Below are 25,896 nucleotides of genomic sequence, written 5' to 3'. Positions count from 1 at the left end.
GCGGATTTTACCCGAGTCGCCTGATGGGCGTTACTTTTTAATCTTAGGGGAAAGTGTAGTGTTTTTGCGAGTTTTATGTGCGTTGTTTGCACTGGTTGGTTTGGTTGCCTGTTCACCTGAATATAACTGGCGTGAGGTGGCGATTTCGGGCGCCGGGGTCAGTGCGATTTTCCCTGATAAACCCAAGGTCGATGAAAAGCGCTTCATTTTTGAGGGGGAAACGCTGGTTTTATCGATGGCGGGTACAACGGTGAAGAGTGCCATTTTCGCGATTGGGCACGCGCCGCTGGGCGCACGTCTTCAGGAGAATGCGGCTGCCCGGCAGGCGCTGTATCGGCAGGTGGTATCGTCGTTCTACAGCAACTTCAATCAGGCGACACCCAACCCTTTACCCGCTCCGGGTGAGCTGTTTGTTGTAACAGGCAAAGGGCCGAACGGCGATATGCAGTTGTCCGCCAAGGTCTGGATGACTTCAGACTATTTGCTGGAGGCCATTGTTGTTGCGCCGCAAGCGCTTTTTCCGGAAGATCAGACCAAGGAGTTTTTCGCGGGCGTGGCGTTCTAAGGAGAAAGTGTTCGCCGGTTCAGTCTGTAATTTCGCTGTCGTAGTGGGGTAAATAGCCTGCGCTCATTGCTTTGACAACGCCTGCCTGCCGGCTGTGTACCCCCAGTTTTGTGCAGGCTTCCCGAACGTGATAGTTGGCCGTGCTTTCTGAAATGGTAAGGATTTGGCCCATTTCCCGACTTGTTTTGCCGATACTGGCCCAGTAAAGGCATTGGGTTTGGCGCGATGTGAGCGGAGAGTTGCTGGTTTTTCTGATCAGTTCAAGGCTGGTTTGTTCTGGCATAGTTCGTTTTTGTTATAAATTGTTCGAAAATACTTATTATTCTTGTAATGTATCAATTTTCAGGGCGGTCGTAAAATTAGGAGCTGATGCATCAGGTTCTTATCGATTGTCGGTGTGTGCCTGGTACTTTCAAGCAGTAGTGTTAGAATCAAAAAAATTCCGTTTTCAGCGCCGATTTGCTTGATCTGCTTGCGGGCGCGCGATAAATCCAGCTAAAGAGGTCCCTATATGACCCAATCAACTGAAAATTTTTCTACACAGCCAGACAGCACGCCAATTCCCCCAGGGTCTGTAGGCATTGTTTCCCCCGAATACATTCATTTCACCGAGCCGTTGGCGTTAGCCAGTGGCCAGGTTTTGCCGCAATACTCTCTGGCGGTCGAAACATACGGGGCGCTGAACCACGACCGCAGCAACGCAGTACTGGTCTGCCACGCGTTGAATGCTTCGCATCATGTGGCGGGTATTTCCGCCGAGAATCCAAAAGACGTCGGCTGGTGGGACAACATGGTCGGGCCCGGAAAAGCGCTGGATACCAACCGTTTTTTTGTGATTGGCGTGAATAATATCGGCTCCTGTTTTGGGTCGACGGGGCCGGCCAGCATCAACCCTGATACTGGCAAGCCCTGGGGCGCCGCGTTTCCAATGCTTACCGTGAAAGACTGGGTACACGCACAGGCCCGTCTGGCAGACTATTTCGGAATTCGGAAATTTGCCGCCGTGATGGGTGGGTCCTTGGGTGGTATGCAGGCGCTTGGATGGGCTATCACGTGCCCGGATCGTGTGGAAAACTGTATCGTTATTGCCAGTACGCCTCGGTTATCGGCCCAGAATATCGGGTTTAATGAGGTGGCGCGGCGCGCCATTATTACCGACCCCGATTTCCACGGGGGCGATTATTACGCCCATAATACGGTGCCCCGGCGAGGTTTGGCGTTAGCCAGAATGGTGGGGCATATTACTTACTTGTCCGACGACGATATGGCAGCGAAATTCGGGCGCACGCAGCGTGCGCCGGCTGAAAACGGCGAGTTTCATTATGGGTACGATGTCGAGTTCGAAGTGGAGTCGTATCTGCGTTACCAGGGCGAGAAGTTTTCCAACTATTTTGATGCCAACACGTATTTGCTTATTACACGTGCGCTCGATTACTTTGACCCTGCACGTCATCATCAGGGCGACCTGGCGAAAGCGCTTTCCACCGCTACAGCGAATTTCCTGCTGGTTTCGTTTACAACCGATTGGCGTTTCCCACCTTCGCGCTCTCGGGAAATGGTTCAGGCCCTGCTGAAAAATCATTTGCCCGTAACGTATGCAGAAATCGACGCCCCGCATGGTCACGATGCGTTCTTGCTCGACGACCGTCGCTATCACGCCGTCATGCAAGGGTATTACGATCAAATTGCCCGAGAGCTTAATTTGGGTGAACGTGCAGAAACGCTGGGGGTGCTGGCATGAAGCAGCCTATTGCCTTCAGAGGCGACATGACCACGCGCCCGGATTTGCAACGTATTGCCGGGTGGGTAGAGCCCGGCAGTCGTGTGCTCGACCTGGGTTGCGGCGACGGCACGTTATTAGCCTATTTGCGCGATCATAAACAGGTTAGCGGTGCCGGTGTCGAATTCGACGATGAGTGCGTTATTGCATCGGTAAAGCGGGGTGTGCGTGTTATTCAGCAGAACCTGGAAGAGGGGCTGGCCCTGTTTGACGATCAGCAATTTCATTCTGTTGTGTTGTCTCAAACGTTGCAATCCATGCACCGCACAGAGCATATTTTGCGGGAAATGGCGCGCGTTGCACGATACGGGATTGTTTCGTTCCCCAATTTTGGGTACTGGACCCATGGCTTATCTATTCTGGCGGGGCGCATGCCGGTTACCGGAGAGATGCCGTATCAGTGGTATAACACCCCCAACATTCATTTATGCACCATGCGCGATTTTGAGGATCTGGCGCGCAAGCTGGGTTTGCGGGTTACGCATGTTGCGGCGTTTAACCGACAGAACGAAATTCATCGTTTTAAAAGTTGGCGTAGCACCTTAGTTGTTTACCGGTTTGAGTCACCCTTTCGGCAACCGGCCCGTTCCTGACAAAGGGGGTTGTTATTTCTCTACTGAAAAGCGTTTATGCCAGCTCGCGGGTTTATCCGCTATTGGTGTTGGGGTTTGCCAGTGGTTTGCCGCTCGCTTTAACCAGCGGCACTTTGCAGGCGTGGGCCACGGTCGATGGTGTATCACTGCAGAGCATTGGTTTTCTTACGCTGGTAGGAACGGCTTATACCCTTAAATTTCTTTGGGCGCCGCTGGTTGACCGTTATGCGCCTGATTTTCTGGGGCGTCGTCGTAGCTGGATGTTTTTTAGTCAGGTCTTGCTGGCTTTCTTTATTGCCGGCATGGGCTTTTTGGCGCCGTCCTCGCACTTGGGGTTGCTCGCGGTTTTTGCGGTTATTGTTGCTTTCTTGTCTGCGACACAAGACATTGCCTTTGATGCCTACAGTACCGATGTCTTGCGAGACCACGAGCGGGCCGCCGGGGCTGCGTTAAAAGTACTGGGCTATCGCCTGGCCATGATTGTGTCCGGCGGTCTTGCGCTTATTTTGGCCGGTACCTGGTTGGGCTGGCAGTATACCTACGTGCTGATGGGCGTGTTCATGTTGGTATGTGCCGTTGCCACGATACTTGCTCCGGAACCGGAAGTCGTGGCAAAAGCGCCCCGCACTTTGGGCCTGGCGGTGGTTGAGCCGTTGAAAGAGTTCTTCAGCCGACGTGGCGCTATTCTGATTCTTGTGCTTATTGTGCTCTATAAGCTGGGTGACGCGTTTGCCGGGGCACTGTCGACCACCTTTCTTATTCGGGGTGCCGGTTTCAGTACGGAAGAGGTTGGGTCGATTAATAAAATTTTCGGTTTGGCGGCAACCATTGTCGGTGCGCTGGCAGGTGGCAGCATCATGTCGAAAATGGGCTTGTACCGGGCTTTGATGTTATTTGGTTTGCTGCAGGCCGTGTCCAATTTTGGCTATTGGGTGCTGGCCGTCACCCCGCCGCATTTGTATTCAATGGGCCTGGTGGTTGCAATAGAGAACGTGTGTGGCGGCTTGGGGACGGCGGCTTTTGTTGCGTTGCTTATGGCGCTATGTAATCAGCAGTTTTCGGCGACGCAATTTGCGCTTTTGTCGGCTTTGTCGGCAGTGGGGCGAACTTATCTTGCGGGGCCGTTGACACCACCGATCGTGCTGGCGTTGGGCTGGCCTGTTTTCTTCATTATGACGGTTTTCATTGCTTTGCCCGGCTTGGCGCTACTGTGGTTTAAACGCGCCGAGATCAAGGCTTTGGACCAGCTGGATAGGTAAAAGGGGTTCTATGTTACGTGTGATTTCAGCCAATTTGAACGGCGTCCGATCAGCTCATCGGAAAGGTTTTTTTGATTGGTTGCCCGAACAGCAGGCTGATTTTGTGTGTGTGCAAGAACTTAAGGCACAGGCTGCCGATATGACGGAGCCGATGCAATCGCCGGATGGGTATCATGGATACTTTCATTACGCCGAGAAAAAGGGCTATAGCGGTGTGGGGATTTACGCACGAAAAGAGCCCGATCAGGTCGTGGAAGGTCTGGGTGTGCCGCAAATTGATGCGGAAGGGCGTTACATTGAGCTGGTGTATGACGGCTTGTCCATGATTTCGGTGTATCTTCCTTCCGGCTCCAGTGGTGATCATCGCCAAAGCGCCAAGTATCACTTCATGGAATGTTTCTATGGTCATTTGGCGGATTTGGCCAAAGCGGGCAGGCGCGTTATTTTATGCGGCGACTGGAATATCGCTCACAAAGAAATCGACCTTAAAAACTGGAAGGGGAATTTGAAAAACAGCGGTTTTTTGCCCGAGGAACGGGCATGGTTAACCAAGGTTTTCAACGAACTGGGTTGGGTCGACGTGTATCGTCATCTGTATCCTGATGCCACCGGCGAAGCCTATACGTGGTGGAGTAATCGTGGTCAGGCTCGGGCAAACAATGTGGGTTGGCGCATTGATTACCAAATTGCCACGGCAGATATCGCGGCCACAGCGCAAAGCGCGTCTATTTACAAGGAAAGCTGGTTTAGCGATCATGCGCCGCTCATGATCGACTACGATACCAAATTGATTGTTTAAAAAGGTTTCCAACGTTTGTTATGCAAGGAATCAAGCGCAAAGTCGTTTATGTATCGCTTTACGAAACCATTGCCATTCTGCTGACTGGTGTCGTCTTTTATTTGCTGGGTTTCAGTGTGTTCGATTCCTGGGTGGCTTCGGTCGCGGCGTCGGGTATTGCCGTGCTGTGGAATCTTGTCTGGAACACGATATTTGAATATTGGGAAGCGCGGCAGGTTAAGAAAGGGCGCAGCACGCGTCGGCGCATTGCGCACGCGATCGGGTTCGAAGGGGGCCTGGTCTTGTTTCTAGTCCCATTTTTCGCCTGGTGGTTAAGTGTCTCTTTGTGGGAGGCGTTTATTCTTGATGCCGGTTTACTGGTTTTCTTTTTGGTGTACACCTTCGTATTTACGCGTGTGTTTGATCATGTTTTCGGGTTGCCGGCCTCGGCGTTGCCTGATTCCAATAACAATCTGGCCGCAAAAAAGGCATAAGCCGACATTATTGATGAAGGCAGTAGCGATTTTTCCCTAGATTTTTGGCGCGATACATGGCGGTATCGGCGTTGGACAAAAGTTGGGAAGGGCTAACCGACTCATTACCAAATAATGCAATACCAATGGAAAGGCTTATTTTGAGTTCTTTTCCGTCTATATTGAATGGGGCGCTGATGGCTTCCAGGTACTGTTGCGCCAATCGTTTCGCGTCTTCAGCCGGCGTCTTGAGATCGGTCAGCACAATAACGAACTCATCGCCGCCCAGGCGTGCAACCGTGTCGGTTTGTCGGCGTCCGGACAAAAGGCAACGGGCTACTTCAACAAGCAATTGGTCTCCGACATCGTGTCCGAAATTATCGTTGATGGGCTTGAAGCCGTCGAGATCACAAAATAGAACCGCGCCGGTAGCGCGATGGCGATGCGCGATTTCAAGACTATGTTGAAGGCGAGACATGAGCATTGGGCGGTTGTATAGCTTGGTCAGCGTGTCGTGGGTGGCCATGTAAGCCAGTTTCGCCTCGTTGCGTCGTAATGAGGCTTCCTGATCGTGAATTCTTTTTACCAGCAGGTTGAACTGCCTGACCAATGCACCTGCTTCGTCTTTTCCATCTTCGGGCAGGGCGTGCAAAGGTTTTCGTCCCGATGCCATGTCGCCAATCGCTTGTGTAGCCCGGTCGAGTCGGCGAAATACATGAGGAAGGAATAGGGCCAGGCAAGTGAGTGCGATCGCCGACAATAATGCGCCCGCCATGATGACGTAATCGGCAATGGTATCGATAGGGGCGTAGGCCTTTTCAACGGGGATGCGGGAGACAACAAACCAGCCTGTACTGGGTACCGATTGAATGCCGACCATTTCCTCGACTCCTTGGGCATTCACGGTAACTCCCGGGCCGCGATAACCTGCCATGGCTTTGTCGTGAAGCAGGTTAATGCCCGGCTTTGGGGTGCGTTTCATGATGAAGGAAGGGTTGCTGGCGCCCAGGAACAGTTGGTCGTGAGGCGAAATAATCAGGTGGCTGCCACCGTTTCCCCATTTCTGGGTGTTCAGCTCTTGTAGAAAGCCGGCTGCATCAAGTTGCGTTAAGCCAACCAGCACGGCTGTTATCGCCCCACTTTGATCGCGGACCCCAACACCAAAGGCAATCATTGCTGTATTTTGATTTGGGTCTTTAAACGGAGGGCTAATTTGCGGCCCACCTGAGTTTAGAATGCCTCGTAGCCATTGGGTATCGCCAAACAAAGCGTCATGATAGGCAGCAGCGCTTGCAGGTGTGCTGGATGCCCGCAAGGTACCGTCTTTTAATACGAGCATCATGCCGGAAAGAAAAAAGGGGCTCAATGTTTGCGCGCGGGCCAGCCATGCTTCGATAACGCCGAGGTCGTTGCTGTACTCATGAGGGTAGGAGCCCGCGATACGTTCCAGCGTTTCTTGCCGTGCCCGCACTTTCTGGTCTATTTCATCGGCCATATACGAGGCCATCGACAGCTGTTGGGTAGTGACTAACTCGTGTATTTCCTGTTTGGCTAATGGTAGAACAACGAGAAGCCTGAATACAAAACCGAACACGACCAAAAGGACGCACAGTAAGATGATGCGGAACTTTATTGAGTGAAAATTCACTGTAGTGGAATCGTTCGGTTTGTTATGGTTTTATGAGCTATCAGTTCAATTAACCGAATCGAAAGCTCGAAGCGGTAATATTTGCAAATGCCGTTACTTCGTGATGAACACAAGTGCCGGGTTCATTCTCGGCGGCGCCTACCGCGACCATCAACGGTAACAGGTGATCTTCCCGTGGATGGGCTCGGCGGGCTGCAGGAGCTGTTTCCCATTGTTTAAGTTTATCGGTACGCTCTGCAACCGGGCCATTTACCAGGACTTCCTGCAACCAGGCATCGAATTGAGCGGAAGGCTCAGCACCGATTGTGCGAATTTCGCGCAGGTTGTGATAACTGAGGCCGCTTCCCAGAATAAGAACGTTCTTTTGCCTTAACGGTGCCAGTGCACGCCCAAGCGCCAGGTGCAATTCAGGATCAAAATGGGTTTCTATGGAAAGTTGCACAACCGGAATGTCGGCATCTGGATACATGACGTGAAGAGGCACAAATGCCCCGTGATCGAATCCACGCTGGTTGTCAATGGCCACCGGAAGGCCGGCATCGCCGATTAGTTGTGCCAGCTCGTACGCCAATGAAGGCGAACCCGGGGCTGGATATTGAACATGGTAGGTATGTTCGGGGAAATTATAGTAGTCGTAATACATGGGCGGGTGGGGGTTGCCCATGATCAAAAAGGTTTTATCGCCTTCCCAATGAGCCGAGACCATCACAATGGCATCCGGTTTGCTTTCCAGTTGTTGCGGTATATCCTGCAACGCTTTGGTAAGAATGGCGTATTTTTCGCGGGCCTCCGGCATGTATGGCCAGGGCCCGCCTCCGTGCGAAAGATAATAAACGGGTGTCTGTTTCATGATTGTCGAATGTTTCATCATGTAAATAAGACAATCATAACGCGCTTGCGGTTCCCGCTAATTAACCACCTAGCTGGTTTTGTCTTTGCGCAGTCCGTCAATACTCCAGGCGCCGGGGCCGGCAAAAATAATGTAGAAAAAGATGAAGCAGAACAAGACGGCGGCCTCACCTCTGTTGAGCATGGGCAAAAAGAATTGGCCTTGTGTGGCAACGTGACCGATAAAGTAGGCCGCCGCGCACATGCCGGAGGCAATGAACGCAGAGAAACGGGTGAAAAGACCAATAAAGACAAGGAAGCCGAACACAACCTCGATAATGCCTGCTAACCCAACCAGCGACATAATTTGCAAATTATCGAACATGGGGACGTGTGGAATGCCGAATAGCTTCGCCGAGCCATGCCAAAAAAAGAGGTAGCCGGTGACAATTCTTAGTACCCCCAGGATACGGGGAGCCCAAAGCGTGCAGGTGTTTTCCATATTGATTCCTTATCAGAATGAGTAAAGCGGAGTCAGGCAGTGAAACGACGGCACGAGCAGAGAACCAGCTACCCGGGCTCTGCGCGGTCTGGGTAAGTTTAAAGGAAGATACTGGCTTTTGGCGACATTCACATGCCCGAATGCGTAATAATGTTGTTTTTGATTAATGAAGAAAAGTACAGTTATGTCCCAATCGAACGCGCGTAATGATTTTGTCCGCTTCTCGCTTGAGCAAGGGGTGTTGAGGTTCGGCGAGTTTCGCGTCAAATCCGGTCGTATCAGCCCTTATTTTTTTAACGCGGGCTTGTTCAATTCAGGCTTTACCGTGGGTCGCCTTGCCGGGTTTTATGCTCAGGCGCTGGTTGATTCCGATGTGGGTTTCGATATGTTGTTTGGCCCGGCTTACAAAGGGATTCCACTGGCCACTGCAACGGCGGTTGCACTGGCCAATCACCCGGGAATGAATGGCCGCGATGTGCCGTTTGCTTTCAATCGTAAAGAAGCAAAAGATCATGGTGAGGGTGGAACCCTGGTGGGCGCGCCCTTGCAGGGCCGTGTTGTTATTATCGACGACGTCATTACGGCGGGTACGTCGGTGCGTGAGTCCGTCGACCTGATTCGCGAGGCTGGTGCTGAACCAGCTGCGGTGCTGATTGCGCTGGATCGCATGGAGCGGGCCGGGCCCGACGACGCGCTGTCGGCGCATTCAGCTGTTCAGGAGGTGTCTCAGCGATACGGCATTCCCGTTGTAAGCATCGCGTCATTAAGCGACATTATGCAATTGCTTGATCAGGACGCGGATTTTGCCGAGCATCGGGAAGCCGTTGCCGCTTACCGGGCCAAATACGGTGTTGTATAGGCCCGGCGCAGCGTTGCTTTATTCGTTTTCAATCCTTCTCAGCCGAAACGCTAACCCAGTTTTTCTTTCAGCAGGCTATTAACCTGCTGGGGGTTGGCTTTCCCTTTTGCGACTTTCATTACCTGCCCCACCAGTGAGTTGAACGCTTTTTGCTTGCCAGCGCGATATTCGTCGACGATGGCGGGGTTGGCGGCCAGGACGTCGTCGATCATTTTGCCGATGGCGCCGCTGTCGCTAATTTGCTTGAGTCCTTTTGCCTCAATAATGGCGTCGGGGTCGGCATCGTTTTTGTCTTCCCACATGGCGGCAAAAACGTCTCGGGCGATTTTGTTTGAAATGGTGCCGTCGATGATGCGATTGATGAGTGCAGATAACCGGGTCGGCTTGACTGATGTTTGGTCGATTGAAATTTCGTCGCGGTTTAACGCCGCTGAAACTTCACCCAGTACCCAGTTGGCGGCCAGCTTTGCCTGGTCGCCCGGCAAACCCGCTGCGGTTTGCTCAAAATAGTCGGCAAGGTCGCGGTCTATGGTTAACTGGGCGGCATCGTACGGTGTCAGCCCCAAGGCTTCCTGGAAGCGGCTTTTCTTGGCTTGCGGTAATTCAGGCATGGCCCGTTGTACGCGTTCGACCCAGTCTGACGTAATGACTAACGGGGGAAGATCGGGGTCGGGGAAGTAGCGGTAGTCGTCGGAGTCTTCCTTGCTGCGCATGCTTCGGGTGACGTCTTCATCGGCATCGTAAAGACGCGTTTCCTGACGGATTGTGCCGCCGTCTTCAATGATTTCGATCTGGCGCTGGGCCTCGTACTGAATGGCACGTTCAAGGAAACGGAAGGAGTTCAGGTTCTTGATTTCGCAACGTGTGCCGAATTCTTTTTGGCCTTTTGGACGAACCGAGACGTTTGCATCGCAACGGAATGAGCCTTCTTGCATGTTGCCGTCGCAAATGCCCAGCCATACCACCAGGCTGTGCAGGGTGCGGGCGTACGCAACGGCTTCCGCAGCCGAACGCATCTCAGGCTCAGACACAATCTCCAGCAACGGCGTGCCGGCGCGATTTAAATCAATTCCCGAGGCCGGGCGTCCGTTGGCGTCAGTGTAGTTTTCGTGAAGCGATTTGCCTGCGTCTTCCTCAAGGTGGGCGCGGGTCAGGTTGACGACTTTTTCTTCTTCGCCAAGTTGAAAATACACTTTCCCGCCCTGAACGACCGGGATTTCGAACTGACTTATTTGATAGTTTTTCGGTAGATCGGGGTAAAAATAGTTTTTGCGTGCGAAAACGGAGCGCGGTGCGATATGTGCATCGACGGCCAGCCCGAATTGAATGGCACGCTCAACGGCGCCCTTATTAAGTACCGGCAGGCTGCCCGGCAGGGCCATGTCAACTTCGTTGGCCTGGGTGTTGGGTTGCGCCCCATAGCGGGTGCTGCTGTTGGAAAAGATTTTGGATTCGGTAGACAACTGGGCGTGTGTTTCCAGCCCGATAACGATTTCCCATTCCATTATTTTTGATCCGGTTTGCGTTGATGCCAGTCGGTAACGTTCTGGTAGCGGTCGGCAACGGCTAACAGTTGACCTTCGGTGAAATAGTTGCCGATGAGTTGCAGGCCGATGGGCAGTGTGCCGCTTTGCCCTCCGAAGCCGCAGGGAATCGACATGGCGGGCAAGCCCGCCAGGCTGACGCCAAGGGTATAGACATCAGCCAGCCAATCGGCCGTTGGGTCGTCGCGGTTGTCACCAATCTTTTTGGCAACCGAGGGCGTTACCGGCCCCATGATGACGTCGCATTTTTCGGCAAATGCTTGTTGGAAGTCGTCGGTGATCATGCGACGCACCCGCTGCGCCTGCAGATAATAAGCATCGTAATAGCCATGGCACAGCACATAGGTGCCTACCATGATGCGCCGCTTGACTTCGTCGCCGAACCCCTCGGCGCGGGTACGGCTGGTCATTTCTTCAAGGTTGTTGTAATCGGCTGCACGGAGCCCGTACCGAACGCCGTCGTAGCGCGACAGATTGCTGGATGCTTCGGCCGGCGCAATAACGTAATAAGCGGGGATGGCCAACTGGGTGCGAGGAAGTGAAATTTCCACGCGTACGGCGCCCAGGCTTTCGTATTGCGCCAGGGCCTTTTCAACGGCCTGCGCTACATCGGGCGCCAGGCTTGCATTGAAGTACTCCTTGGGTACTCCGATGCGTAAACCTTTCAAGGGTTGTGAACCTTGCCCCGAAAAATGTGCTTGTTTTGTGTCGTAGGCCTCACGAACCCGCCCGGGCTGGTTGGCGATTCCGTCGCACGTTTCAAGGCTGGTTGAGTCGCGTTCGTCAAAGCCGCCCATAATATCGAGTATATCGACCAGGTCGTTTGCGCTGCGCGCAATGGGGCCCGCTTGATCGAGACTGGATCCGAAAGCGATCATCCCGAACCTTGACACTGTTCCGTAGGTGGGTTTGATACCGCTCACGCCACACAATGCCGCAGGTTGTCGCACTGAGCCGCCGGTATCGGTACCCGTTGTGGCGGGGACAATGCCTGCGGCAACGGCTGCAGCCGACCCTCCCGAAGAGCCGCCCGGGACAGACCCCGGGTCCCAGGGATTGCGTGTTGCGCCGAAAGCCGAGTTTTCATTACCTGAGCCCATTGCGAATTCGTCGCAATTGAGCTTGCCGACCGATACGGCCCCCGCGTCGTTCAAACGTTGTACAACGGTGGCGTCGAATGGGCTGGTGTAGTGCTCCAACATTTTGCTTGCGGCCGTCGTTTTCCACTTTTGGGTAACAAAAATATCTTTGTGAGCAATGGGAATGCCGGTTAAAGGGCCGCCTTTCCCTTGCGCCAGCAACGCGTCAGCGTGTTTGGCTTGTTCGAGCGTGAGTTGATCGTCGATGTGCAGAAAGGCATTCAGATGCGTGTGCTGTTTTGCGAGATTCAAAGAGGCTTGTGCAAGCTCGCACGCGCTGACTTTGCGTTCGCGCAACGCGGTGCCAAGTTCTGCAATACTGGAGAATTCGTAATTAGAAGACATATTGAGGGTGATCAGTAACGGGCTTATTCAATAACTTTAGGTACCAGAAACAGACCTTCTTCGTTGGCCGGGGCGTTGGCCATGAGATGATCGCGCTGGCCCGTTGTTTGGGTTGGGGCGGCGGCGTCTTCACGCAGGCGGGCGTGAATGTCTTGATGTGCCGATAGCGGGTGCGCCATAGGCTCGATACCCGTTGTGTCGACAGCCTGAAGTTGTTCAATGAGGCCCAGAATGCCGTTGAGTTCACTTTCCATACGTGCCTGCTCGGTGTCCGACAACGCGATGCGGGCGAGCCGTGCCACGCGGGAAACATCGTCTTGTGTAATTGCCATTCAGAGAATCCGCGAAAATCATTAGGTATTGACGCGCCGGGCAGGTAAAAAAGTATGACCCAGCTAGTGAAAACCCGTTACTAAAAATGAATGGGGCATTGAAGCCCCTGTTTAAACTGAATTATAAGTTATGATTTACGGCTAATTCAGTTAATTAAGCCTGCGCGCGCGTGTTAAGCTTGGAAAATTCGGCCCAAAGCCGCAGCTTGCCTAAGCTTGAACGGGCGTTGGCTTGGGCCGTTGCTTCACATAGTAGCGCCAAATTAACCGGCTTTCTCTCAATATCTAGATATTACTGAGCGCACATGTTCGGATTTCTCCGCAGTTATTTTTCCAGTGATATGGCCATCGACCTGGGTACGGCCAATACACTTATTTATGTTCGTGGCAAAGGCATCGTACTCGATGAGCCTTCCGTGGTGGCCATCCGTCACGACGGTTCTCCCAACGGCAAGAAAATTATTCAGGCTGTGGGGCGAGAGGCCAAGCAAATGCTGGGGCGGGTACCCGGCAATATTGAAGCCATTCGTCCCATGAAAGACGGCGTTATCGCCGACTTTACTGTTACCGAGCAAATGCTCAAGCAGTTTATACGCATGGTGCATCCGGGCAGCATGTTTGCGCCCAGTCCGCGCATTATCGTGTGTGTGCCGTGTGGCTCCACTCAGGTGGAGCGCCGTGCTATTCGCGAATCGGCACTCGGTGCGGGCGCCAGCCAAGTTTATCTTATCGAAGAACCGATGGCGGCCGCTATTGGTGCCGGTTTGGGCGTTTCCGATGCCAGCGGCTCCATGGTCGTCGACATCGGCGGCGGCACGACGGAAGTTGCCGTTATATCGCTGGGTGGCATGGTTTACAAGGGTTCCGTGCGTGTGGGTGGCGACAAATTCGATGAAGCCATCATCAATTACATTCGCCGTAACTATGGCATGCTTATCGGTGAGCCTACTGCTGAATACATCAAGAAGGAAATCGGTTCGGCCTTCCCAGGTGCGGAAATTCGCGAAATTGAGGTCAAAGGTCGTAATCTTTCCGAGGGCGTGCCACGTAGTTTTTCGGTGTCTTCAAACGAAATTCTTGAATCGCTCACTGATCCTTTGAATCAAATCGTTTCAGCAGTGAAAACGGCACTTGAACAAACGCCTCCGGAACTGGGCGCCGATATTACCGAGAAAGGGATTGCCCTTACGGGTGGCGGTGCGCTGTTGCGCGACCTCGACCGTTTGCTGCAGGAAGAAACGGGCTTGCCGGTTATTGTGGCCGACGACCCGCTTACCTGCGTCGTTCGCGGTTGCGGCGAGGCACTGGAACACCTGGAACGTTTGGGTACAGTTTTCATTTACGATTAAGCGCAAGACGGTGCGGCCTTGAACGATGCAGCAGAATGCGACTCTTCGATTATTCAGGCGGGGGCCAACAGCGGAGTTCCGTTTGTTGGTCATTCTGGTGCTATCGCTCGTATTGCTCGTCGTCGATGCCCGTTGGAAGGTGTTTGAGCCTGCCCGGCAGGCAGTGTCAGTTCTGATTTATCCTTTTCAGCGCGCGGCAATGGCCCCTCGGGATTTAATCGAAGGGGTGCGCAGTTGGGCTAACGCGGCAACGGTTGCCAAAGAGGAAAAAGAAGCGCTGCAGCGGCAAAGAATAGAGTTGGCACAACTTGCCAGCCATGCTGCGCAGTTGGCAACCGAGAATCAGCAATTACGCCGTCTATTGAACGTTACCGCACCGGCCGAGCAGCAGTCGGTGGCTGTCGAGGTTCTCTATGAGCCTGCAAATCCTTACAACCGCCATCTGATTTTCAATAAAGGTTCCGACAGCGGCATTGCCCCTGGAATGCCTGTTATTGATGAAGGCGGCGTTGTTGGGCAGGTCGTGCGGGTTACGCCTTTTACGTCGGAGGCGGCATTGATCACGGATGAAAAAGTGTCGGTGCCGGTTCAGGTCGTGCGCAATGGTTTGCGTTTAATCGCTTTTGGTGGGAATCCTGCCGGAAAAATCGAGGCGCGATATCTGCCATTGAACGCGGATGTGCGTACGGACGATACTTTAGTCACGAGCGGTATTGGCGGCTTGTTCCCCGCCGGTCTGGCGGTTGCCCGGGTCGACGAAGTCCGCCGCGATGCGGTAAGCGGGTTCGCGGTGGCGGTGGCAACGCCGCTGTCGCATCCTGAACGATATCGGCATTTTTTAGTGCTATTGTCGGAACAGTCCGAACTTTTATCTGAAGTGGAGCCCTAAGCTATGGCACCGCGTGGAAATGGTTCCAAGTCATCGCTATCTGCTCTAACACCGATTGATACACGCTCGTTTGGTCGCTCATCCAGCTTGTTGTTGGTGTGGGGGTCTATTTTTATAGTGTGGCTTGCTTCGTTGGCGTCCTGGCGGGTGTGGCCCTATGCGCCTGACTTATTGTTATTGGTACTTTTGTTCTGGTGCCTGAATGAGCCGCGGCGTGTTGGGCTTTTTACCGCCTTTGCCTTTGGTCTGCTGATGGATGTTCATGATGCGGGTCCGTTGGGGGGGCATGCGCTTGTTTATGGTTTGGCTGCTTACGGAGTGGTCATACTGGGTCGTCGCCTGCAGCGTTTTAATTCGGTCGTACAGGCCATTCATATCCTGCCCATTTTGCTGTTGGTGCAAACAATTTACATCATGATCAGTTCCTGGCTGGCAGGGCATTGGCTGGGGTGGTCATGGCTTGTTTCGGCGGTGTTCACTGCGGGCTTGTGGCCGGTTGCCGATATTTTGTTGCATTATTTGCCTCATCGCCTGCATGAAGAGCTCGATGGTGGCAACGCCTAATTTTAACGTCGGCAAGTATGTTCGAATTCAAGAAAACCTCGCACGAACAAAAGCGCAAAGTCTGGTTGCGTTTGTGGGTGGCCGGCGTTTTCGTAGTCGTTTGCTTTTTCCTGCTTGTGGGTCGCTTGTGGTATTTGCAGGTTGAGCGTTACGAAGGGTTGGCGGCGCGGGCGGATGAAAATCGTATTGCGGTGGTCCCGATTCCGCCCAGGCGAGGTGAAATCCTCGATCGGAACGGCGTGGTGTTGGCCCGTAACTATCGTGATTACACCCTTGAGGTTATTCCGGCGGAAGTGTCTGATTTGAAAGCCATGCTGAATGCCCTTTCACAATTGGTTTATATCAGCCCAACGAGCCAGAAACGATTTTTACAGCGTGTGAATCAATCGAGTCGATACGCCCGCGTTATGTTGCGCAATAACCTTAATGAAACCGAAGCGGCCTGGTTTGCAGCACATGCGTATAAATTTCCCGGCGTGACGCTGAACGCACGTTGGGTCAGGGAGTATCCGCATGGCTCAAGTGCGGCTCATGTTTTGGGGTACGTGGGTCGTATCTCGGAACAAGACCTGGAGCGTCTTGAGCGTGATGGGCAATTGGGAAATTACCGTGGTACCCATAATATCGGCAAAAAGGGAATTGAAAAAACCTGGGAGCATGTATTGCATGGTCAAACGGGTGTCGAGGAGGTCGAAGTAACGGCAACCGGGCGGCCGGTGAGAACATTGCGGCGCACGGACCCAGTTCCGGGTTCCGATTTAATCCTCTCTCTGGATCTTGGGTTGCAACAGCTTGTTGAAAAAGAGTTTCAGGGAAAGCGCGGTGCTTTGGTGGCAATTGAGCCGGAAACAGGTGAGGTTCTGGCTTTTGTGTCTGCGCCGTCGTTCGATCCTAATTTGTTTATAGACGGCATCGATGTTGACAATTGGCGCATGCTTAACGAGTCGGAGGATCACCCCTTAATTAACCGGCCTTTGTATGGCACCTATCCTATTGGGTCAACTTATAAGCCGTTCGTGGCGCTGGCGGCACTGGAGTTGGGAGTGCGGGACGCTGAAACCAAAATTTATGACCCAGGTTATTTCGAGCTGGGTCGACAGCGTTTTCGCAACGCGGGCTCAATCGCTTATGGTCAAACCGATATGCATCGGGCGTTGGTGAAGTCATCGGATACCTATTTTTATTCTTTGGGCCCCGAAATTGGCGTAAATGCGCTGCATGACTTCAGTAAACAGTTCGGGTTCGGACAATATACGGGTATTGACTTGGATGGTGAGCGGCGGGGCATTCTACCCTCAACCGATTGGAAAGAGAAAGCATTTCGCAAGCCGGAACAGCAGCGATGGTACGCTGGGGAAACAGTGTCGGTTGCGGTGGGGCAAGGTTACAACTCGTTCACGCTGCTTCAACTGGCACAAGCCACCGCGGTATTGGCTAGCAAAGGCGTTTATATGACACCGCACTTGGTGAATCTGGTGCGAAATTCGCAAACAGGTCTATTGAAGAAAACGGTAACCGAACCCTCTCACGTTGTTGACCTTAAACCCGAAAATATCGAGGTAATTGAAAATGCGCTCGCGGGAGTTGTGAATGAGGGAACCGCCCGAGTTGCGTTTAATGGAGCCCCATATCAGGCGGCGGGGAAAACGGGTACGGCGCAGGTTTTTAGCTTGCGCGGGGCGGAATACAAATCCAGCGAACTTGAAGAGCGTTTGCGTGATCATGCGTTGTTTATGGCTTATGCCCCGACAGTCAAGCCGCGCATCGCTGTTGCCCTGATCGTGGAAAATGGCGGTTGGGGGTCAACGGTTGCGGCACCGATTGCGCGCAAGGTTTTTGATTATTGGTTAAAGGCCGACACCAATACGACGCTTGCTGAGGTGCGCCCATGAAGCAGTATTTTCGATGGGTGTTGAAAGTTTTAACGGTTTTTGACTGGCCTTTATTGGCTTTGTTGATTTTGATGGCCGGCTTGGGTCTGGTGATTATGCACTCTGCGGTTGGCGGCACCGATTGGCGCTTTGCCAGTCAAGTGCGCAATTATTTTCTGGCGTTTATTGCACTGTGGTTTGTTGCGGCAGTGCCCCCAAAATATTGGTTAAAACTAGCCCCTGCGCTCTATGTGGTGGGTGTTGTGCTGCTTGTCGCCGTGGAGTTTTTTGGTGAAACCAGTAAAGGCGCCACCCGCTGGCTCGATCTGGGTGTTATCCGCATTCAGCCCTCTGAAATGTTGAAGTTAACCGTGCCGATGATGTTGGCCTGGTACTTTCAGCAGCTCGAAACCAAACGCATGCGGCTATTGGATCTTCTTGCCGCGATTATTCTGCTGGCTATTCCGTTTGTTTTAATTGTGCGTCAGCCCGATCTGGGTACCGCACTATTGGTCTTGTTGTCGGGTTTTTTCGTTATTTATTTTGCCGGCTTGTCCTTCAGGCTTTTGGTGCCCTTGGGGCTGGTCATGGCGGTTGGCTTGGGTACCATGGTTTATTTTGAAACTGATATTTGCCAACCTGAGGTGGACTGGGTCGTAATGCATGAATATCAGAAGAATCGAGTTTGCACATTGCTTAACCCCAGCTCCGACCCGCTTGGGAAAGGTTTTCACACGATTCAGTCAATGATCGCCATCGGTTCCGGGGGCGTTTATGGCAAAGGGTATATGGAAGGAACCCAAGCGCATCTTGATTTTGTTCCCGAGCGTACAACCGATTTTATTTTTGCGGTATATGCGGAAGAGTTTGGTCTGTATGGCGGGGTCATGCTTTTGGTGTTGTTTGCGCTTTTTATTGTGCGCGGGCTATTTATTTCGGCACGCGCAACGACCCAATTCGGCCGTTTGCTTGCGGGTGCGCTTTCAATGACCTTTTTCGTTTATGTGTTCGTGAATATCGGTATGGTCACGGGCATTTTGCCGGTGGTTGGGGTACCCCTGCCGTTTATGAGTTATGGCGGTACGGCCTTGTTAACCTTGGGCATCGCGTGCGGCCTATTAATGAGTATTAATCACTACCGCCAACCGTCTCAGGCGCGTTAGTCTTTATTGTTTGAAAGCACGCTTTGGCGAACGCCATGAAGGATTTTTTGTACCGGAGCGGGCAAGCCGGTATCGGCCAGCAGGTTTAGAGGCTGCCAGCAATGTTCGTTGTTGGGTTCTGCCAGTGGTAAACGTTTAACTGTCAGCCACCAGGGCGTTATCTGCAATTTGAAGTGTGTGAACGTGTGCTGCAGCGTTGCCATTTTGCTTTGCGCCGAGGGTTTAACGCCCCAATTCACGCAGGCGTTTTCCAGGGCGTCGAATTCGTTGAATTGCGGTAAACACCAGAGCCCGCCCCAAATTCCGGTTTGGGGGCGTTTTTCCAGCAGCACATTGTCATTGTGCAGCAATATCAGCATATGGCATTCCCGCTGTGGCACAAGTTTACGTGGTCGCGCTGAGGGCAACGCTTTCTGGGCATTATTAAGGTTGGCGTAGCACGACGTGGTTAAAGGGCAGTGCGTGCAATCGGGTTTTGTTCGCGTACACCGTGTTGCTCCCAAGTCCATTAAACCCTGGGTATACGAGATCATATCGAGATCCCGGGGACCTTGGTCTAGAATAGCTTGTGCAATAGACCAAAGCTCTGTTTCAACTGCTTTCTTGCCGGGATAGCCAAATACACCAAAAAACCGGGTAAAGACGCGCTTTACATTACCATCCAGAATGGGGGCACGCCCCCCAAATGAAAATGCTGCAATGGCTGCGGCGGTAGAGCGCCCAATACCCGGTAGTGTTGCGATTTGCTCTGGTGTTTCCGGGAATTTTCCGCCCCATTGTTCCATAACGGTTTGCGCGCAGCGGTGAAGGTTGCGAGCCCGGGCGTAGTAACCCAGGCCGGCCCAGTATGCCAGTACGTCTGCCTGGGACGCCCGAGCCAAATCGGCTAACGTGGGGAATCGCTTCAGGAAGCGGTGATAGTAGTCGATTACCGTGCCAACCTGCGTTTGCTGCAGCATAATCTCCGATAGCCAAATACGGTAAGGGTCCTGGGTGTTTTGCCACGGCAGATGATGGCGACCTTCTGTTTTTTGCCAGTTCGATACAGTTTGAGCGAAGGTCTCGACACCTATTTTTGGTGGCGGCGTATTTGTAGAAATGGTCATACCGGTTAAAAGCGGGTATTTCGGGTAACAGACCAACGCGCCGATAAGGCTGCCAAAACAGCAACGGTTAATATGGCCAGCAATAGATGGTGTGTGTTAGGCAGGCTAAGCGCCAGTTGGGCGTTGTAAGTACCGGCTAACGTTGCCAGATTTTCGTTCATTGGAATCAGCGCCAGTTTTGCGAAAATAATGGCGGCAATGCTTGCGAGAACGCCTGTAAGGGCACCCAGATAAAGAAATGGGCGTCGAACAAACGACTCTGTTGCGCCAACGAGGCGGGCGACAGCGATTTCTTCCCGCTGGCTCAAAGCTTGCATACGTACTGTGTTGAACACGGTGGCTAAAACAACCAGCACGACACCTGCGGCCATTAAACCCAGGCCAACCCGAAGAAACGCCAGAATGGCCGCTAACCGTTGGACCCAGGCTGCGTCGTGCTGCACGGTACCAACGCCGTCCAGATTTTTCCAAAGGTTCGTCAGGGTGGCGACGCGCTCAGGTAAATCTTCGGTTTCCTTAAGCGTGATGACGACTGCGTGGGGAAGGGGATTATCGGGAAGTACGGCCAGCGCATCCGACCACGCCGGATTGCCCTTCAGGTTGTTCATGGCCTGGTCCCTGGGAATAACGCGTACATTTGCAACGTCGGTTTCATGTTCGTTGCGAATTCGGGTAGCGATGCTTTGCGCCTTTTCCTGATCGTGTGGGAGGTCGATAAACAAGGTAATTTCAGGCGTGATGGAAACTTGTTTGACAACCGGTTGCGCGGCGACCAGAAAAGCGGTGCCGATGATGGGTAGCGTTAAGGTCAGGGCAATAACCAGCAAGTTCGCCAATGATGAAAATGGATTCGACAGCAGGCGTCGAAAAGCGATTGCTAACGCATAACGGTGATGGCGTATCCAGCGTCTCATGCCTGCACCCCGCGTAAATCAGTGAAGCGGCCAGGGAGTATTTGCAGCGTGCGTGAAGCGTAGGTAGCCATTAAAGAGGTATCGTGAGAGGCGATCAGCGTGGTGACACCCACCCGGTTGAAGTCACGAAACACATCCATGATGCGTCGGGCGCTTTCATGGTCCAGATTGGCTGTGGGTTCATCGGCAATCAGAATGGCGGGGCGATTCACAATGGCGCGCGCAATCGCCAGGCGTTGTTGTTCGCCGCCCGACATTTCAACCGGATTCAAGTCTTCTTTGCCTGCTAAACCCACCTTATCAAGTGCCGCCCGGGCCCGAGTAACGGCTTGAGCCCGTTCGAGCCCGACAACGGTAAGGGGCAACAGCACGTTTTCAAAAGCGCTGCGGTCAAACAGCAGATGGGTGTCTTGCAAGATAACACCTACGGCCCGGCGCAAATAGGGTCTTGCGCGGCCCGGCATTTTATCAATGCGGTTCTTGTTTACCGTAATACTGCCGCGGCTGGGGGGTTCAAGCCCACCAATGAGCTTCAGCAGCGTGGATTTTCCAGCACCCGAGGGGCCTGAAACAAAAACGAATTCCCCCGCTTCAATACGGAAGTTGATGTCGGCCAGAATGTTTCGGCTCCGGCCATAGGATTTGAAAACGTGTTGAAACTCAATCATGTTGACCGTTGGCTGTAGAAATCGCTCATAGGCGGATATGATATCGTGCCTTCGATACTTTATCCTGTTAACGCGTCAATCTCTATGACTTTTCCTGCAAATCGACGCTCTTCCCATTTTGCCCGTTGGTCGTGGCGCAACGCCAGGGTGCGAGCCTGGATATACCAGTTGGCCATGTTGCTGGGGATTGGTTTGCTAGTTTATTGGTTAGTCGACAACACACTGGTTAATTTGGCCGCCCGCAACATTTCAACCGGGTTCGGTTTTCTGGAGCGGGAGGCGGGTTTCGCAATCAGCGAGAGCCCGGTCGCTTATCGTCCTGCCGACTCGTACGCCCGTGCGTTATGGGTTGGCATTCTGAATACGTTGAAAGTCGCGGCCCTTGGGGTGGTTTTGGCGACTTTGCTGGGTAGTCTTATCGGCATTGCCCGCTTATCGGGCAATCGGCTGCTGGCTGCAGTGGCAACGGCCTATATTGAAGTGATGCGTAATATCCCTTTGTTGTTGCAGCTGTTTTTCTGGTACGCCCTTATTACGCAAAGCTTACCTTCACCCCGGCTGGCACTGGAGCCGATGTCGGGTGTGTTTTTATCTAACCGGGGTTTAACTGTTCCGTGGCTGTCGGGAGTGAATGGTTCAGTTTTCTGGTTGGCATTGTTTGCGGTCGTATTGTATTTAATTGTTGCAGTGTGTTTAGGCCGCAAAGCAAAAACAGCCTACCTACCGGGCAAGGCGTGGGCACTGATGGGTCTGTTGTTTGTTTTGGCGGTTTCATTCGCAATCACGATTACGCTCTCGCCAGGGCTTCATTTAAGCGTGCCCGAATTGAAAGGTTTTAATTTTGCCGGAGGTGCAACACTAAGCCCGGAGTTCACTGCCCTGTTGTTGGGGCTGGTGCTGTATACCGCGGCCTTTGTCGCTGAGGTGGTGCGGTCTGGTATTCAGTCGGTGGGGGCGGGGCAATGGCAGGCTGGTCGTGCCCTGGGATTACGCGATGGCCAGGTGCTACTCCGGATTATTCTTCCTCAGGCGCTACGGGTGATTGTGCCGCCGATGACAAGCCAATATTTGAACCTAACCAAAAACAGTTCTCTGGCTGTTGCAATTGGTTATCCCGATATTGTCTCAATTGCCAATACAACACTGAATCAAACGGGTCAGGCGATTGAAGGAGTTTTGATTATTATGGCCGCCTATTTAACGGTCAGCTTGTCGATATCGGCCGTGATGAATTTGTATAACCGGCGTATTGCGCTAAAGGAGCGGTAAGAATGGCAACCGCTTCAACATACGTTGGTGTGCGCCCGGTGCGCTGGTATCACACATTGGTCAATACGCCGTTCAACGCCTTGGTCACGGTGATTCTTGTTGGGCTGTTGGCTGCGATATTGCCGGCAGCAGTGGAGTGGCTGTTTTTGTCCGCCCGGTTTGGGGGCGACAGCCCGCAAGCCTGTGCGCAAGTAACTGGTGCCTGCTGGACGTTTATCGCCCAGAAGCATCGGGTTATCTTGTTTGGCTTGTACCCCTATGCAGAACAGTGGCGTCCGTTGCTGGCGTGTGTGGTGCTTATCGGTATTGTTGTACTCAGCTGCCGGCGTCGCTTCTGGCGGCCGGCCCTGGCTATTTACTGGTTTGGGGCGTTAACGCTGGTGGGTGTTCTCATGTGGGGCGGGGTTTTGGGGCTTTCTTTTGTTGAAACCCGCTTGTGGGGCGGCTTACCCCTTACCTTGATTCTGGCCACCGTGGGGGTGGGGCTGGCGTTTCCACTTGGCGTGTTGCTGGCTTTGGGTCGACGCTCCGATTTGCCTGCCGTACGGTCGGTGTGTGTGATTTATATCGAATTGATTCGCGGTGTGCCGTTGATCAGTTTGTTGTTTATGGCTTCAGTGATGCTACCGTTGTTTCTACCCGAAGGCCTTAACATTAACAAATTGTTGCGCGCCCAAATTGCCATTGTTTTGTTCGTGGCCGCCTATATTGCTGAAACTGTTCGTGGTGGCTTACAGGCGATCCCCAAAGGGCAGTACGAAGGGGCAGACTCATTGGGCCTGGGGTACTGGCAAAAGACGCTTTTTATTGTGCTGCCTCAGGCGCTCAGGGCTATTGTCGGGCCGCTGGTTGGTATTTTTATCTCTGTGCTGAAAGACACGTCTTTGGTGGTTGTTATTGGTGTATTCGATCTCATGCAAGCGACCAAGGCTGCGTTGGCCGATGCCCAATGGCAAGGGTTTAGCACCGAAGCTTACTTGTTCATTGGGGCTATTTATTTTGTTCTATGTTTTTCCATTTCCCGGTATAGCCAGTCGCTTGAAAGACAATGGCGTCAAGGCTGAATAAATTCGTAACATTTGAGCTGCTACGCAACTGATAGGATAGATAGCGCACTTAGGGTTCATTATGGTTCTGGAACCCGTAACCCAAGAAGGAGAAGAATATGAACACTTTAGTCAATAAGCGCGTTGCGATTAGCGTGGTTGCCTTGGCAATGATGGGAGGTTGTGCCACGGTGGATCGAACAATGGGTGGTATGAGCCAGGGCGGTCGCACAGCAGCCGGTGCCGGCGCGGGTGCAGCCGTAGGTGCCGGGCTTGGCGCATTGATAGGTGATAGCAGCGAGGCCGCATTAATTGGCGCGGGGATCGGTGCGGTTGCCGGCAGCATTATGGGCTACAACTGGTCAGGCATCAAGAATGACGTTGAGCAATCCGGCGCCCGTGATTTAGGGGTGGCTGTTGTTGAAATGCCCGACGGAACCCTTAAAGTTCACATTCCAAGCAATGTGTCGTTCGATACAGGAAAGTCTGATCTAAAAGCCGGTTTACTACCCGTGCTTGACAGTGTGTCGCGGGCACTTGCCCAGCATCCCGAGTTGCGTGCAAAGGCTATTGGCTACACCGACAGCACCGGCCCGGCTGAACTGAATCAGCGCTTGTCGTTAAGCCGTGCTGAAGCCGTTACAAACTATATTGCCCGACAGGGTATTTCCATGGGGCGCTTAACTGCTGAAGGGCGTGCTTCCGCTAACCCCATTGGTGATAACAGCACCGAACAGGGCCGTGCGCTGAACCGTCGTGTTGAGTTGTTCTTGTACGCTGTTAAACAATAATTTTTAAAAGTGTTGAATTCAAAAAACCCGCCGTTCCTAATGGGGCGACGGGTTTTTTGTAACAATTTAAGGCGCTGCTTGTTAGAACGGATAATGACGGGGGGTAGTTTGAATCGACATCCAGCGCAATTCTGTGAAGGCCTCAATGCCGGCACGCCCACCGAAGCGGCCGAAACCACTGTCTTTTACGCCGCCAAACGGCATTTGTGCCTCATCGTGAACTGTGGGCCCATTAATATGGCAAATGCCTGATTCAATACGCGAAGCAACTTGCCACGCCCGCCCGATATCTTTTCCGAATACCGCGGCAGACAGGCCGTAGTCGTTGTCATTCGCGACTTGAATTGCTTCTTCAACCCCGTTAACACGGACAATGGCCTTTACCGGCGCAAAGGTTTCCTCGCTGTAGATTTTCATTTTCGGCGTGACGTGGTCGATGAGGGTGGCGGGCATTAAGGTGTTTTCAGCCTTGCCGCCGCAAAGTAGCTTGGCGCCTTTTTCCAGCGCGTCGTCGATGAGCGCATTGCAACGTTCAACCGTCGACATGTCGACCACCGAACCCAGGACAACCGGGCCTTCGCGCGGATCACCCAGCGGCAAGTTGCGCGCCTTTTCGGTGAGCGCGGGAATAAACGCGTCGGCGATTTTATTGTCGACAATAATGCGTTCCGTTGACATGCAGATTTGGCCGGAATTTGCGAATGCGCCAAAAGCGGTTCCGTTAACGGCTTCTTCGATATTTGCATCGTCGAGAACGACCAGCGGCGCTTTGCCGCCCAATTCCAAAATAGAGGGTTTCAGGTATTTCGCGCAAACCGAGGCGATGATTCTGCCAACCCGTGTGGAGCCGGTAAAATTGACGCGCCGAACGGCGGGGTGGGCGATCATGGCCTCAACAATGGGACCGGCATCGGCTGGGTCGTTGGTAATGAAATTCACTACCCCGTTAGGTAAGCCGGCTTCCTGAAGTGATTCGATAATCAGGCTGTGGGTGGCCGGACACACTTCCGACCCCTTCATTACAACGGTATTGCCGCAGGCCAGGGGCACGGCAACGGCTCGGGTGCCCAGGATGATGGGTGCATTCCAGGGCGCCATGCCCAGCACCACGCCTGCAGGCTGCCGAACACCCATAGCCAGGCTGCCGGGAACATCGGATGGGATGAGGTCGCCGTTTATTTGTGTGGTAAGCGATGCGGCTTCGCGAAGCATATTGGCTGCCAGGTGCGCATTGAAGCCGGCCCACATGGCGGCCGAACCGGTTTCGCCGGCCATGGCTTTGATAAAGTCGTCGGTTTTTGCGTCAAGGGCATCAGCTGCTTTCAACAGCAGGCCACGGCGCTCTGTCGGGCCTTTCGCGGCCCATTCGGGGAAAGCCCGGGAGGCGGCTTCAACAGCTTCGATGGCGTCTTCGACGGTTGCGGCCGGGGCGGTGGTTGCGACTTTGCCGTCAAGCGGGTTCTTTCGCTGGAAAGTTTTACCATTGCTGGCTTGCTTTTGTTGCCCGTTAATAAGCATCGAAATAGTTGACATAGCTTGACTCCAGGTTTGTTACAAAATTCGGAATAAACACGAGTGCGTCTTAATTTTCCATTATGAGCCTTTTTGGCGCTAGGGAAAA

26 protein-coding genes and 1 riboswitch are annotated in these 25,896 nt (G+C 53.1%); of the genes, 15 read left to right on the top strand and 11 right to left on the bottom strand.

Features of this window, described 5'->3' with window-relative positions; genetic code table 11:
* Positions 1 to 58 precede the first annotated feature (58 nt).
* A complete protein-coding gene (locus G9Q38_RS15155; RefSeq protein WP_166132249.1) occupies positions 59 to 565 on the top strand; it encodes a hypothetical protein in 507 nt (168 codons plus the stop codon).
* A gap of 19 nt (positions 566 to 584) precedes the next feature.
* Here the strand turns inward: G9Q38_RS15155 and G9Q38_RS15150 are convergent, their stop codons facing one another.
* On the bottom strand, positions 585 to 848 hold the full coding sequence (locus G9Q38_RS15150) for a response regulator transcription factor (RefSeq protein ID WP_114421394.1): 264 nt from the start codon (positions 846 to 848) through the stop codon (positions 585 to 587).
* Positions 849 to 1,006: 158 nt separating this feature from the next.
* Positions 1,007 to 1,085: riboswitch (SAM riboswitch) on the top strand.
* Here G9Q38_RS15150 and metX point away from each other — a divergent pair.
* The 5 genes from metX to G9Q38_RS15125 all read left to right on the top strand — a co-directional run bounded on the left by metX (position 1,077) and on the right by G9Q38_RS15125 (position 5,469).
* Positions 1,077 to 2,306: a homoserine O-succinyltransferase MetX gene (gene metX, locus G9Q38_RS15145; protein WP_166132248.1), complete on the top strand. Its 1,230-nt coding sequence runs from the start codon at positions 1,077 to 1,079 to the stop codon at positions 2,304 to 2,306. Its footprint overlaps the riboswitch before it by 9 nt.
* Entirely contained in the window at positions 2,303 to 2,938 is a 636-nt protein-coding gene (gene metW / locus G9Q38_RS15140) for a methionine biosynthesis protein MetW (protein WP_166132247.1), read from the top strand. The genes metX and metW overlap by 4 nt, the downstream gene beginning before the upstream one ends.
* Before the next feature lie 14 nt (positions 2,939 to 2,952).
* Positions 2,953 to 4,197, top strand: a complete 1,245-nt coding sequence (locus G9Q38_RS15135; RefSeq protein ID WP_440971565.1) for a muropeptide transporter — start codon at positions 2,953 to 2,955, stop codon at positions 4,195 to 4,197.
* Between the two features lie 10 nt (positions 4,198 to 4,207).
* Positions 4,208 to 4,996: an exodeoxyribonuclease III gene (locus tag G9Q38_RS15130; protein ID WP_166132246.1), complete on the top strand. Its 789-nt coding sequence runs from the start codon at positions 4,208 to 4,210 to the stop codon at positions 4,994 to 4,996.
* Between the two features lie 20 nt (positions 4,997 to 5,016).
* Positions 5,017 to 5,469 carry a PACE efflux transporter gene (locus tag G9Q38_RS15125; protein WP_166132245.1) on the top strand — a complete coding sequence of 151 codons (453 nt, stop codon included), beginning with the start codon at positions 5,017 to 5,019 and terminating at the stop codon, positions 5,467 to 5,469.
* A gap of 7 nt (positions 5,470 to 5,476) precedes the next feature.
* Here the strand turns inward: G9Q38_RS15125 and G9Q38_RS15120 are convergent, their stop codons facing one another.
* From G9Q38_RS15120 to G9Q38_RS15110, 3 genes are all read right to left on the bottom strand, one after another.
* Complete coding sequence (locus G9Q38_RS15120; protein ID WP_228276237.1) at positions 5,477 to 7,042, bottom strand: GGDEF domain-containing protein; 1,566 nt, start codon at positions 7,040 to 7,042, stop codon at positions 5,477 to 5,479.
* 103 nt (positions 7,043 to 7,145) lie between these two features.
* Positions 7,146 to 7,946, bottom strand: a complete 801-nt coding sequence (locus G9Q38_RS15115; protein ID WP_228276154.1) for a DODA-type extradiol aromatic ring-opening family dioxygenase — start codon at positions 7,944 to 7,946, stop codon at positions 7,146 to 7,148.
* Between the two features lie 69 nt (positions 7,947 to 8,015).
* Positions 8,016 to 8,426: a DoxX family protein gene (locus G9Q38_RS15110; protein WP_114421401.1), complete on the bottom strand. Its 411-nt coding sequence runs from the start codon at positions 8,424 to 8,426 to the stop codon at positions 8,016 to 8,018.
* 184 nt (positions 8,427 to 8,610) lie between these two features.
* Between G9Q38_RS15110 and pyrE the strand changes: the two genes are divergently transcribed.
* Positions 8,611 to 9,285, top strand: a complete 675-nt coding sequence (gene pyrE, locus G9Q38_RS15105; RefSeq protein WP_166132243.1) for an orotate phosphoribosyltransferase — start codon at positions 8,611 to 8,613, stop codon at positions 9,283 to 9,285.
* Between the two features lie 50 nt (positions 9,286 to 9,335).
* Here pyrE and gatB read toward each other — a convergent pair whose 3' ends face one another.
* The 3 genes from gatB to gatC are packed head-to-tail and all read right to left on the bottom strand — an operon-like array spanning position 9,336 to position 12,645.
* Positions 9,336 to 10,790: an Asp-tRNA(Asn)/Glu-tRNA(Gln) amidotransferase subunit GatB gene (gatB, locus tag G9Q38_RS15100; protein ID WP_166132242.1), complete on the bottom strand. Its 1,455-nt coding sequence runs from the start codon at positions 10,788 to 10,790 to the stop codon at positions 9,336 to 9,338.
* Positions 10,790 to 12,313, bottom strand: a complete 1,524-nt coding sequence (gene gatA, locus G9Q38_RS15095; protein WP_166132241.1) for an Asp-tRNA(Asn)/Glu-tRNA(Gln) amidotransferase subunit GatA — start codon at positions 12,311 to 12,313, stop codon at positions 10,790 to 10,792. The genes gatB and gatA overlap by 1 nt, the downstream gene beginning before the upstream one ends.
* Positions 12,314 to 12,336: 23 nt before the next feature.
* Entirely contained in the window at positions 12,337 to 12,645 is a 309-nt protein-coding gene (gene gatC / locus G9Q38_RS15090; protein ID WP_166132240.1) for an Asp-tRNA(Asn)/Glu-tRNA(Gln) amidotransferase subunit GatC, read from the bottom strand.
* A gap of 305 nt (positions 12,646 to 12,950) precedes the next feature.
* Here gatC and G9Q38_RS15085 point away from each other — a divergent pair, with 305 nt between their 5' ends.
* The 5 genes from G9Q38_RS15085 to rodA are packed head-to-tail and all read left to right on the top strand — an operon-like array spanning position 12,951 to position 18,481.
* The gene (locus G9Q38_RS15085; RefSeq protein ID WP_114421406.1) at positions 12,951 to 13,994 is read left to right on the top strand and encodes a rod shape-determining protein; all 1,044 of its coding nucleotides are present in this window, start codon (positions 12,951 to 12,953) and stop codon (positions 13,992 to 13,994) included.
* A 25-nt stretch (positions 13,995 to 14,019) separates the two neighbouring features.
* Positions 14,020 to 14,883, top strand: a complete 864-nt coding sequence (gene mreC, locus G9Q38_RS15080; protein WP_114421407.1) for a rod shape-determining protein MreC — start codon at positions 14,020 to 14,022, stop codon at positions 14,881 to 14,883.
* Positions 14,884 to 14,886: 3 nt separating this feature from the next.
* Positions 14,887 to 15,447 carry a rod shape-determining protein MreD gene (gene mreD / locus G9Q38_RS15075; RefSeq protein ID WP_166132239.1) on the top strand — a complete coding sequence of 187 codons (561 nt, stop codon included), beginning with the start codon at positions 14,887 to 14,889 and terminating at the stop codon, positions 15,445 to 15,447.
* A gap of 17 nt (positions 15,448 to 15,464) precedes the next feature.
* A complete protein-coding gene (mrdA, locus tag G9Q38_RS15070) occupies positions 15,465 to 17,339 on the top strand; it encodes a penicillin-binding protein 2 (protein ID WP_166132238.1) in 1,875 nt (624 codons plus the stop codon).
* Entirely contained in the window at positions 17,336 to 18,481 is a 1,146-nt protein-coding gene (gene rodA, locus G9Q38_RS15065; RefSeq protein ID WP_166132237.1) for a rod shape-determining protein RodA, read from the top strand. The genes mrdA and rodA overlap by 4 nt, the downstream gene beginning before the upstream one ends.
* On the opposite strand, the gene mutY is transcribed toward rodA, so the two are convergent.
* Genes mutY through G9Q38_RS15050 form a run of 3 tightly spaced genes read right to left on the bottom strand, consistent with a single transcriptional unit; the run spans position 18,478 to position 21,169 of the window.
* Positions 18,478 to 19,587, bottom strand: a complete 1,110-nt coding sequence (gene mutY / locus G9Q38_RS15060; protein WP_166132236.1) for an A/G-specific adenine glycosylase — start codon at positions 19,585 to 19,587, stop codon at positions 18,478 to 18,480. The two genes, rodA and mutY, sit on opposite strands and share 4 nt — an antisense overlap.
* A gap of 5 nt (positions 19,588 to 19,592) precedes the next feature.
* Positions 19,593 to 20,501, bottom strand: a complete 909-nt coding sequence (locus G9Q38_RS15055; RefSeq protein ID WP_166132235.1) for a cell division protein FtsX — start codon at positions 20,499 to 20,501, stop codon at positions 19,593 to 19,595.
* Positions 20,498 to 21,169, bottom strand: a complete 672-nt coding sequence (locus tag G9Q38_RS15050) for a cell division ATP-binding protein FtsE (RefSeq protein ID WP_119516494.1) — start codon at positions 21,167 to 21,169, stop codon at positions 20,498 to 20,500. The genes G9Q38_RS15055 and G9Q38_RS15050 overlap by 4 nt, the downstream gene beginning before the upstream one ends.
* 84 nt (positions 21,170 to 21,253) lie before the next feature.
* Between G9Q38_RS15050 and G9Q38_RS15045 the strand changes: the two genes are divergently transcribed.
* From G9Q38_RS15045 to G9Q38_RS15035, 3 genes are all read left to right on the top strand, one after another.
* A complete protein-coding gene (locus tag G9Q38_RS15045; RefSeq protein WP_166132234.1) occupies positions 21,254 to 22,438 on the top strand; it encodes an amino acid ABC transporter permease in 1,185 nt (394 codons plus the stop codon).
* Positions 22,439 to 22,440: 2 nt separating this feature from the next.
* The gene (locus G9Q38_RS15040) at positions 22,441 to 23,502 is read left to right on the top strand and encodes an amino acid ABC transporter permease (RefSeq protein WP_166132233.1); all 1,062 of its coding nucleotides are present in this window, start codon (positions 22,441 to 22,443) and stop codon (positions 23,500 to 23,502) included.
* A gap of 101 nt (positions 23,503 to 23,603) precedes the next feature.
* Positions 23,604 to 24,275 carry a YiaD family glycine zipper/OmpA-like lipoprotein gene (locus G9Q38_RS15035; RefSeq protein WP_166132232.1) on the top strand — a complete coding sequence of 224 codons (672 nt, stop codon included), beginning with the start codon at positions 23,604 to 23,606 and terminating at the stop codon, positions 24,273 to 24,275.
* Positions 24,276 to 24,356: 81 nt separating this feature from the next.
* On the opposite strand, the gene G9Q38_RS15030 is transcribed toward G9Q38_RS15035, so the two are convergent.
* Positions 24,357 to 25,808, bottom strand: a complete 1,452-nt coding sequence (locus tag G9Q38_RS15030; protein WP_166132231.1) for an aldehyde dehydrogenase — start codon at positions 25,806 to 25,808, stop codon at positions 24,357 to 24,359.
* Positions 25,809 to 25,896 lie beyond the last annotated feature (88 nt).

The sequence above is a fragment of the Pusillimonas sp. DMV24BSW_D genome (assembly GCF_011388195.1).
GTDB lineage: Bacteria > Pseudomonadota > Gammaproteobacteria > Burkholderiales > Burkholderiaceae_B > Neopusillimonas > Neopusillimonas aestuarii.
The sequence above is the reverse complement of the archived record's forward strand: the minus strand, read 5'-3'. Positions and strand labels throughout refer to the sequence as shown.

What these genes read in the sequence shown, in the direction of transcription:
- G9Q38_RS15150 (WP_114421394.1), bottom strand. Translation starts at nt 848, where the DNA reads ATGCCAGAACAAACCAGCCTTGAACTGATCAGAAAAACCAGCAACTCT.
- metX (WP_166132248.1), top strand. Translation starts at nt 1,077, where the DNA reads ATGACCCAATCAACTGAAAATTTTTCTACACAGCCAGACAGCACGCCA.
- metW (WP_166132247.1), top strand. Translation starts at nt 2,303, where the DNA reads ATGAAGCAGCCTATTGCCTTCAGAGGCGACATGACCACGCGCCCGGAT.
- G9Q38_RS15130 (WP_166132246.1), top strand. Translation starts at nt 4,208, where the DNA reads ATGTTACGTGTGATTTCAGCCAATTTGAACGGCGTCCGATCAGCTCAT.
- G9Q38_RS15125 (WP_166132245.1), top strand. Translation starts at nt 5,017, where the DNA reads ATGCAAGGAATCAAGCGCAAAGTCGTTTATGTATCGCTTTACGAAACC.
- G9Q38_RS15115 (WP_228276154.1), bottom strand. Translation starts at nt 7,946, where the DNA reads ATGAAACAGACACCCGTTTATTATCTTTCGCACGGAGGCGGGCCCTGG.
- G9Q38_RS15110 (WP_114421401.1), bottom strand. Translation starts at nt 8,426, where the DNA reads ATGGAAAACACCTGCACGCTTTGGGCTCCCCGTATCCTGGGGGTACTA.
- pyrE (WP_166132243.1), top strand. Translation starts at nt 8,611, where the DNA reads ATGTCCCAATCGAACGCGCGTAATGATTTTGTCCGCTTCTCGCTTGAG.
- gatB (WP_166132242.1), bottom strand. Translation starts at nt 10,790, where the DNA reads ATGGAATGGGAAATCGTTATCGGGCTGGAAACACACGCCCAGTTGTCT.
- gatA (WP_166132241.1), bottom strand. Translation starts at nt 12,313, where the DNA reads ATGTCTTCTAATTACGAATTCTCCAGTATTGCAGAACTTGGCACCGCG.
- gatC (WP_166132240.1), bottom strand. Translation starts at nt 12,645, where the DNA reads ATGGCAATTACACAAGACGATGTTTCCCGCGTGGCACGGCTCGCCCGC.
- G9Q38_RS15085 (WP_114421406.1), top strand. Translation starts at nt 12,951, where the DNA reads ATGTTCGGATTTCTCCGCAGTTATTTTTCCAGTGATATGGCCATCGAC.
- mreC (WP_114421407.1), top strand. Translation starts at nt 14,020, where the DNA reads ATGCAGCAGAATGCGACTCTTCGATTATTCAGGCGGGGGCCAACAGCG.
- mreD (WP_166132239.1), top strand. Translation starts at nt 14,887, where the DNA reads ATGGCACCGCGTGGAAATGGTTCCAAGTCATCGCTATCTGCTCTAACA.
- mrdA (WP_166132238.1), top strand. Translation starts at nt 15,465, where the DNA reads ATGTTCGAATTCAAGAAAACCTCGCACGAACAAAAGCGCAAAGTCTGG.
- rodA (WP_166132237.1), top strand. Translation starts at nt 17,336, where the DNA reads ATGAAGCAGTATTTTCGATGGGTGTTGAAAGTTTTAACGGTTTTTGAC.
- mutY (WP_166132236.1), bottom strand. Translation starts at nt 19,587, where the DNA reads ATGACCATTTCTACAAATACGCCGCCACCAAAAATAGGTGTCGAGACC.
- G9Q38_RS15055 (WP_166132235.1), bottom strand. Translation starts at nt 20,501, where the DNA reads ATGAGACGCTGGATACGCCATCACCGTTATGCGTTAGCAATCGCTTTT.
- G9Q38_RS15050 (WP_119516494.1), bottom strand. Translation starts at nt 21,169, where the DNA reads ATGATTGAGTTTCAACACGTTTTCAAATCCTATGGCCGGAGCCGAAAC.
- G9Q38_RS15045 (WP_166132234.1), top strand. Translation starts at nt 21,254, where the DNA reads ATGACTTTTCCTGCAAATCGACGCTCTTCCCATTTTGCCCGTTGGTCG.
- G9Q38_RS15040 (WP_166132233.1), top strand. Translation starts at nt 22,441, where the DNA reads ATGGCAACCGCTTCAACATACGTTGGTGTGCGCCCGGTGCGCTGGTAT.
- G9Q38_RS15035 (WP_166132232.1), top strand. Translation starts at nt 23,604, where the DNA reads ATGAACACTTTAGTCAATAAGCGCGTTGCGATTAGCGTGGTTGCCTTG.
- G9Q38_RS15030 (WP_166132231.1), bottom strand. Translation starts at nt 25,808, where the DNA reads ATGTCAACTATTTCGATGCTTATTAACGGGCAACAAAAGCAAGCCAGC.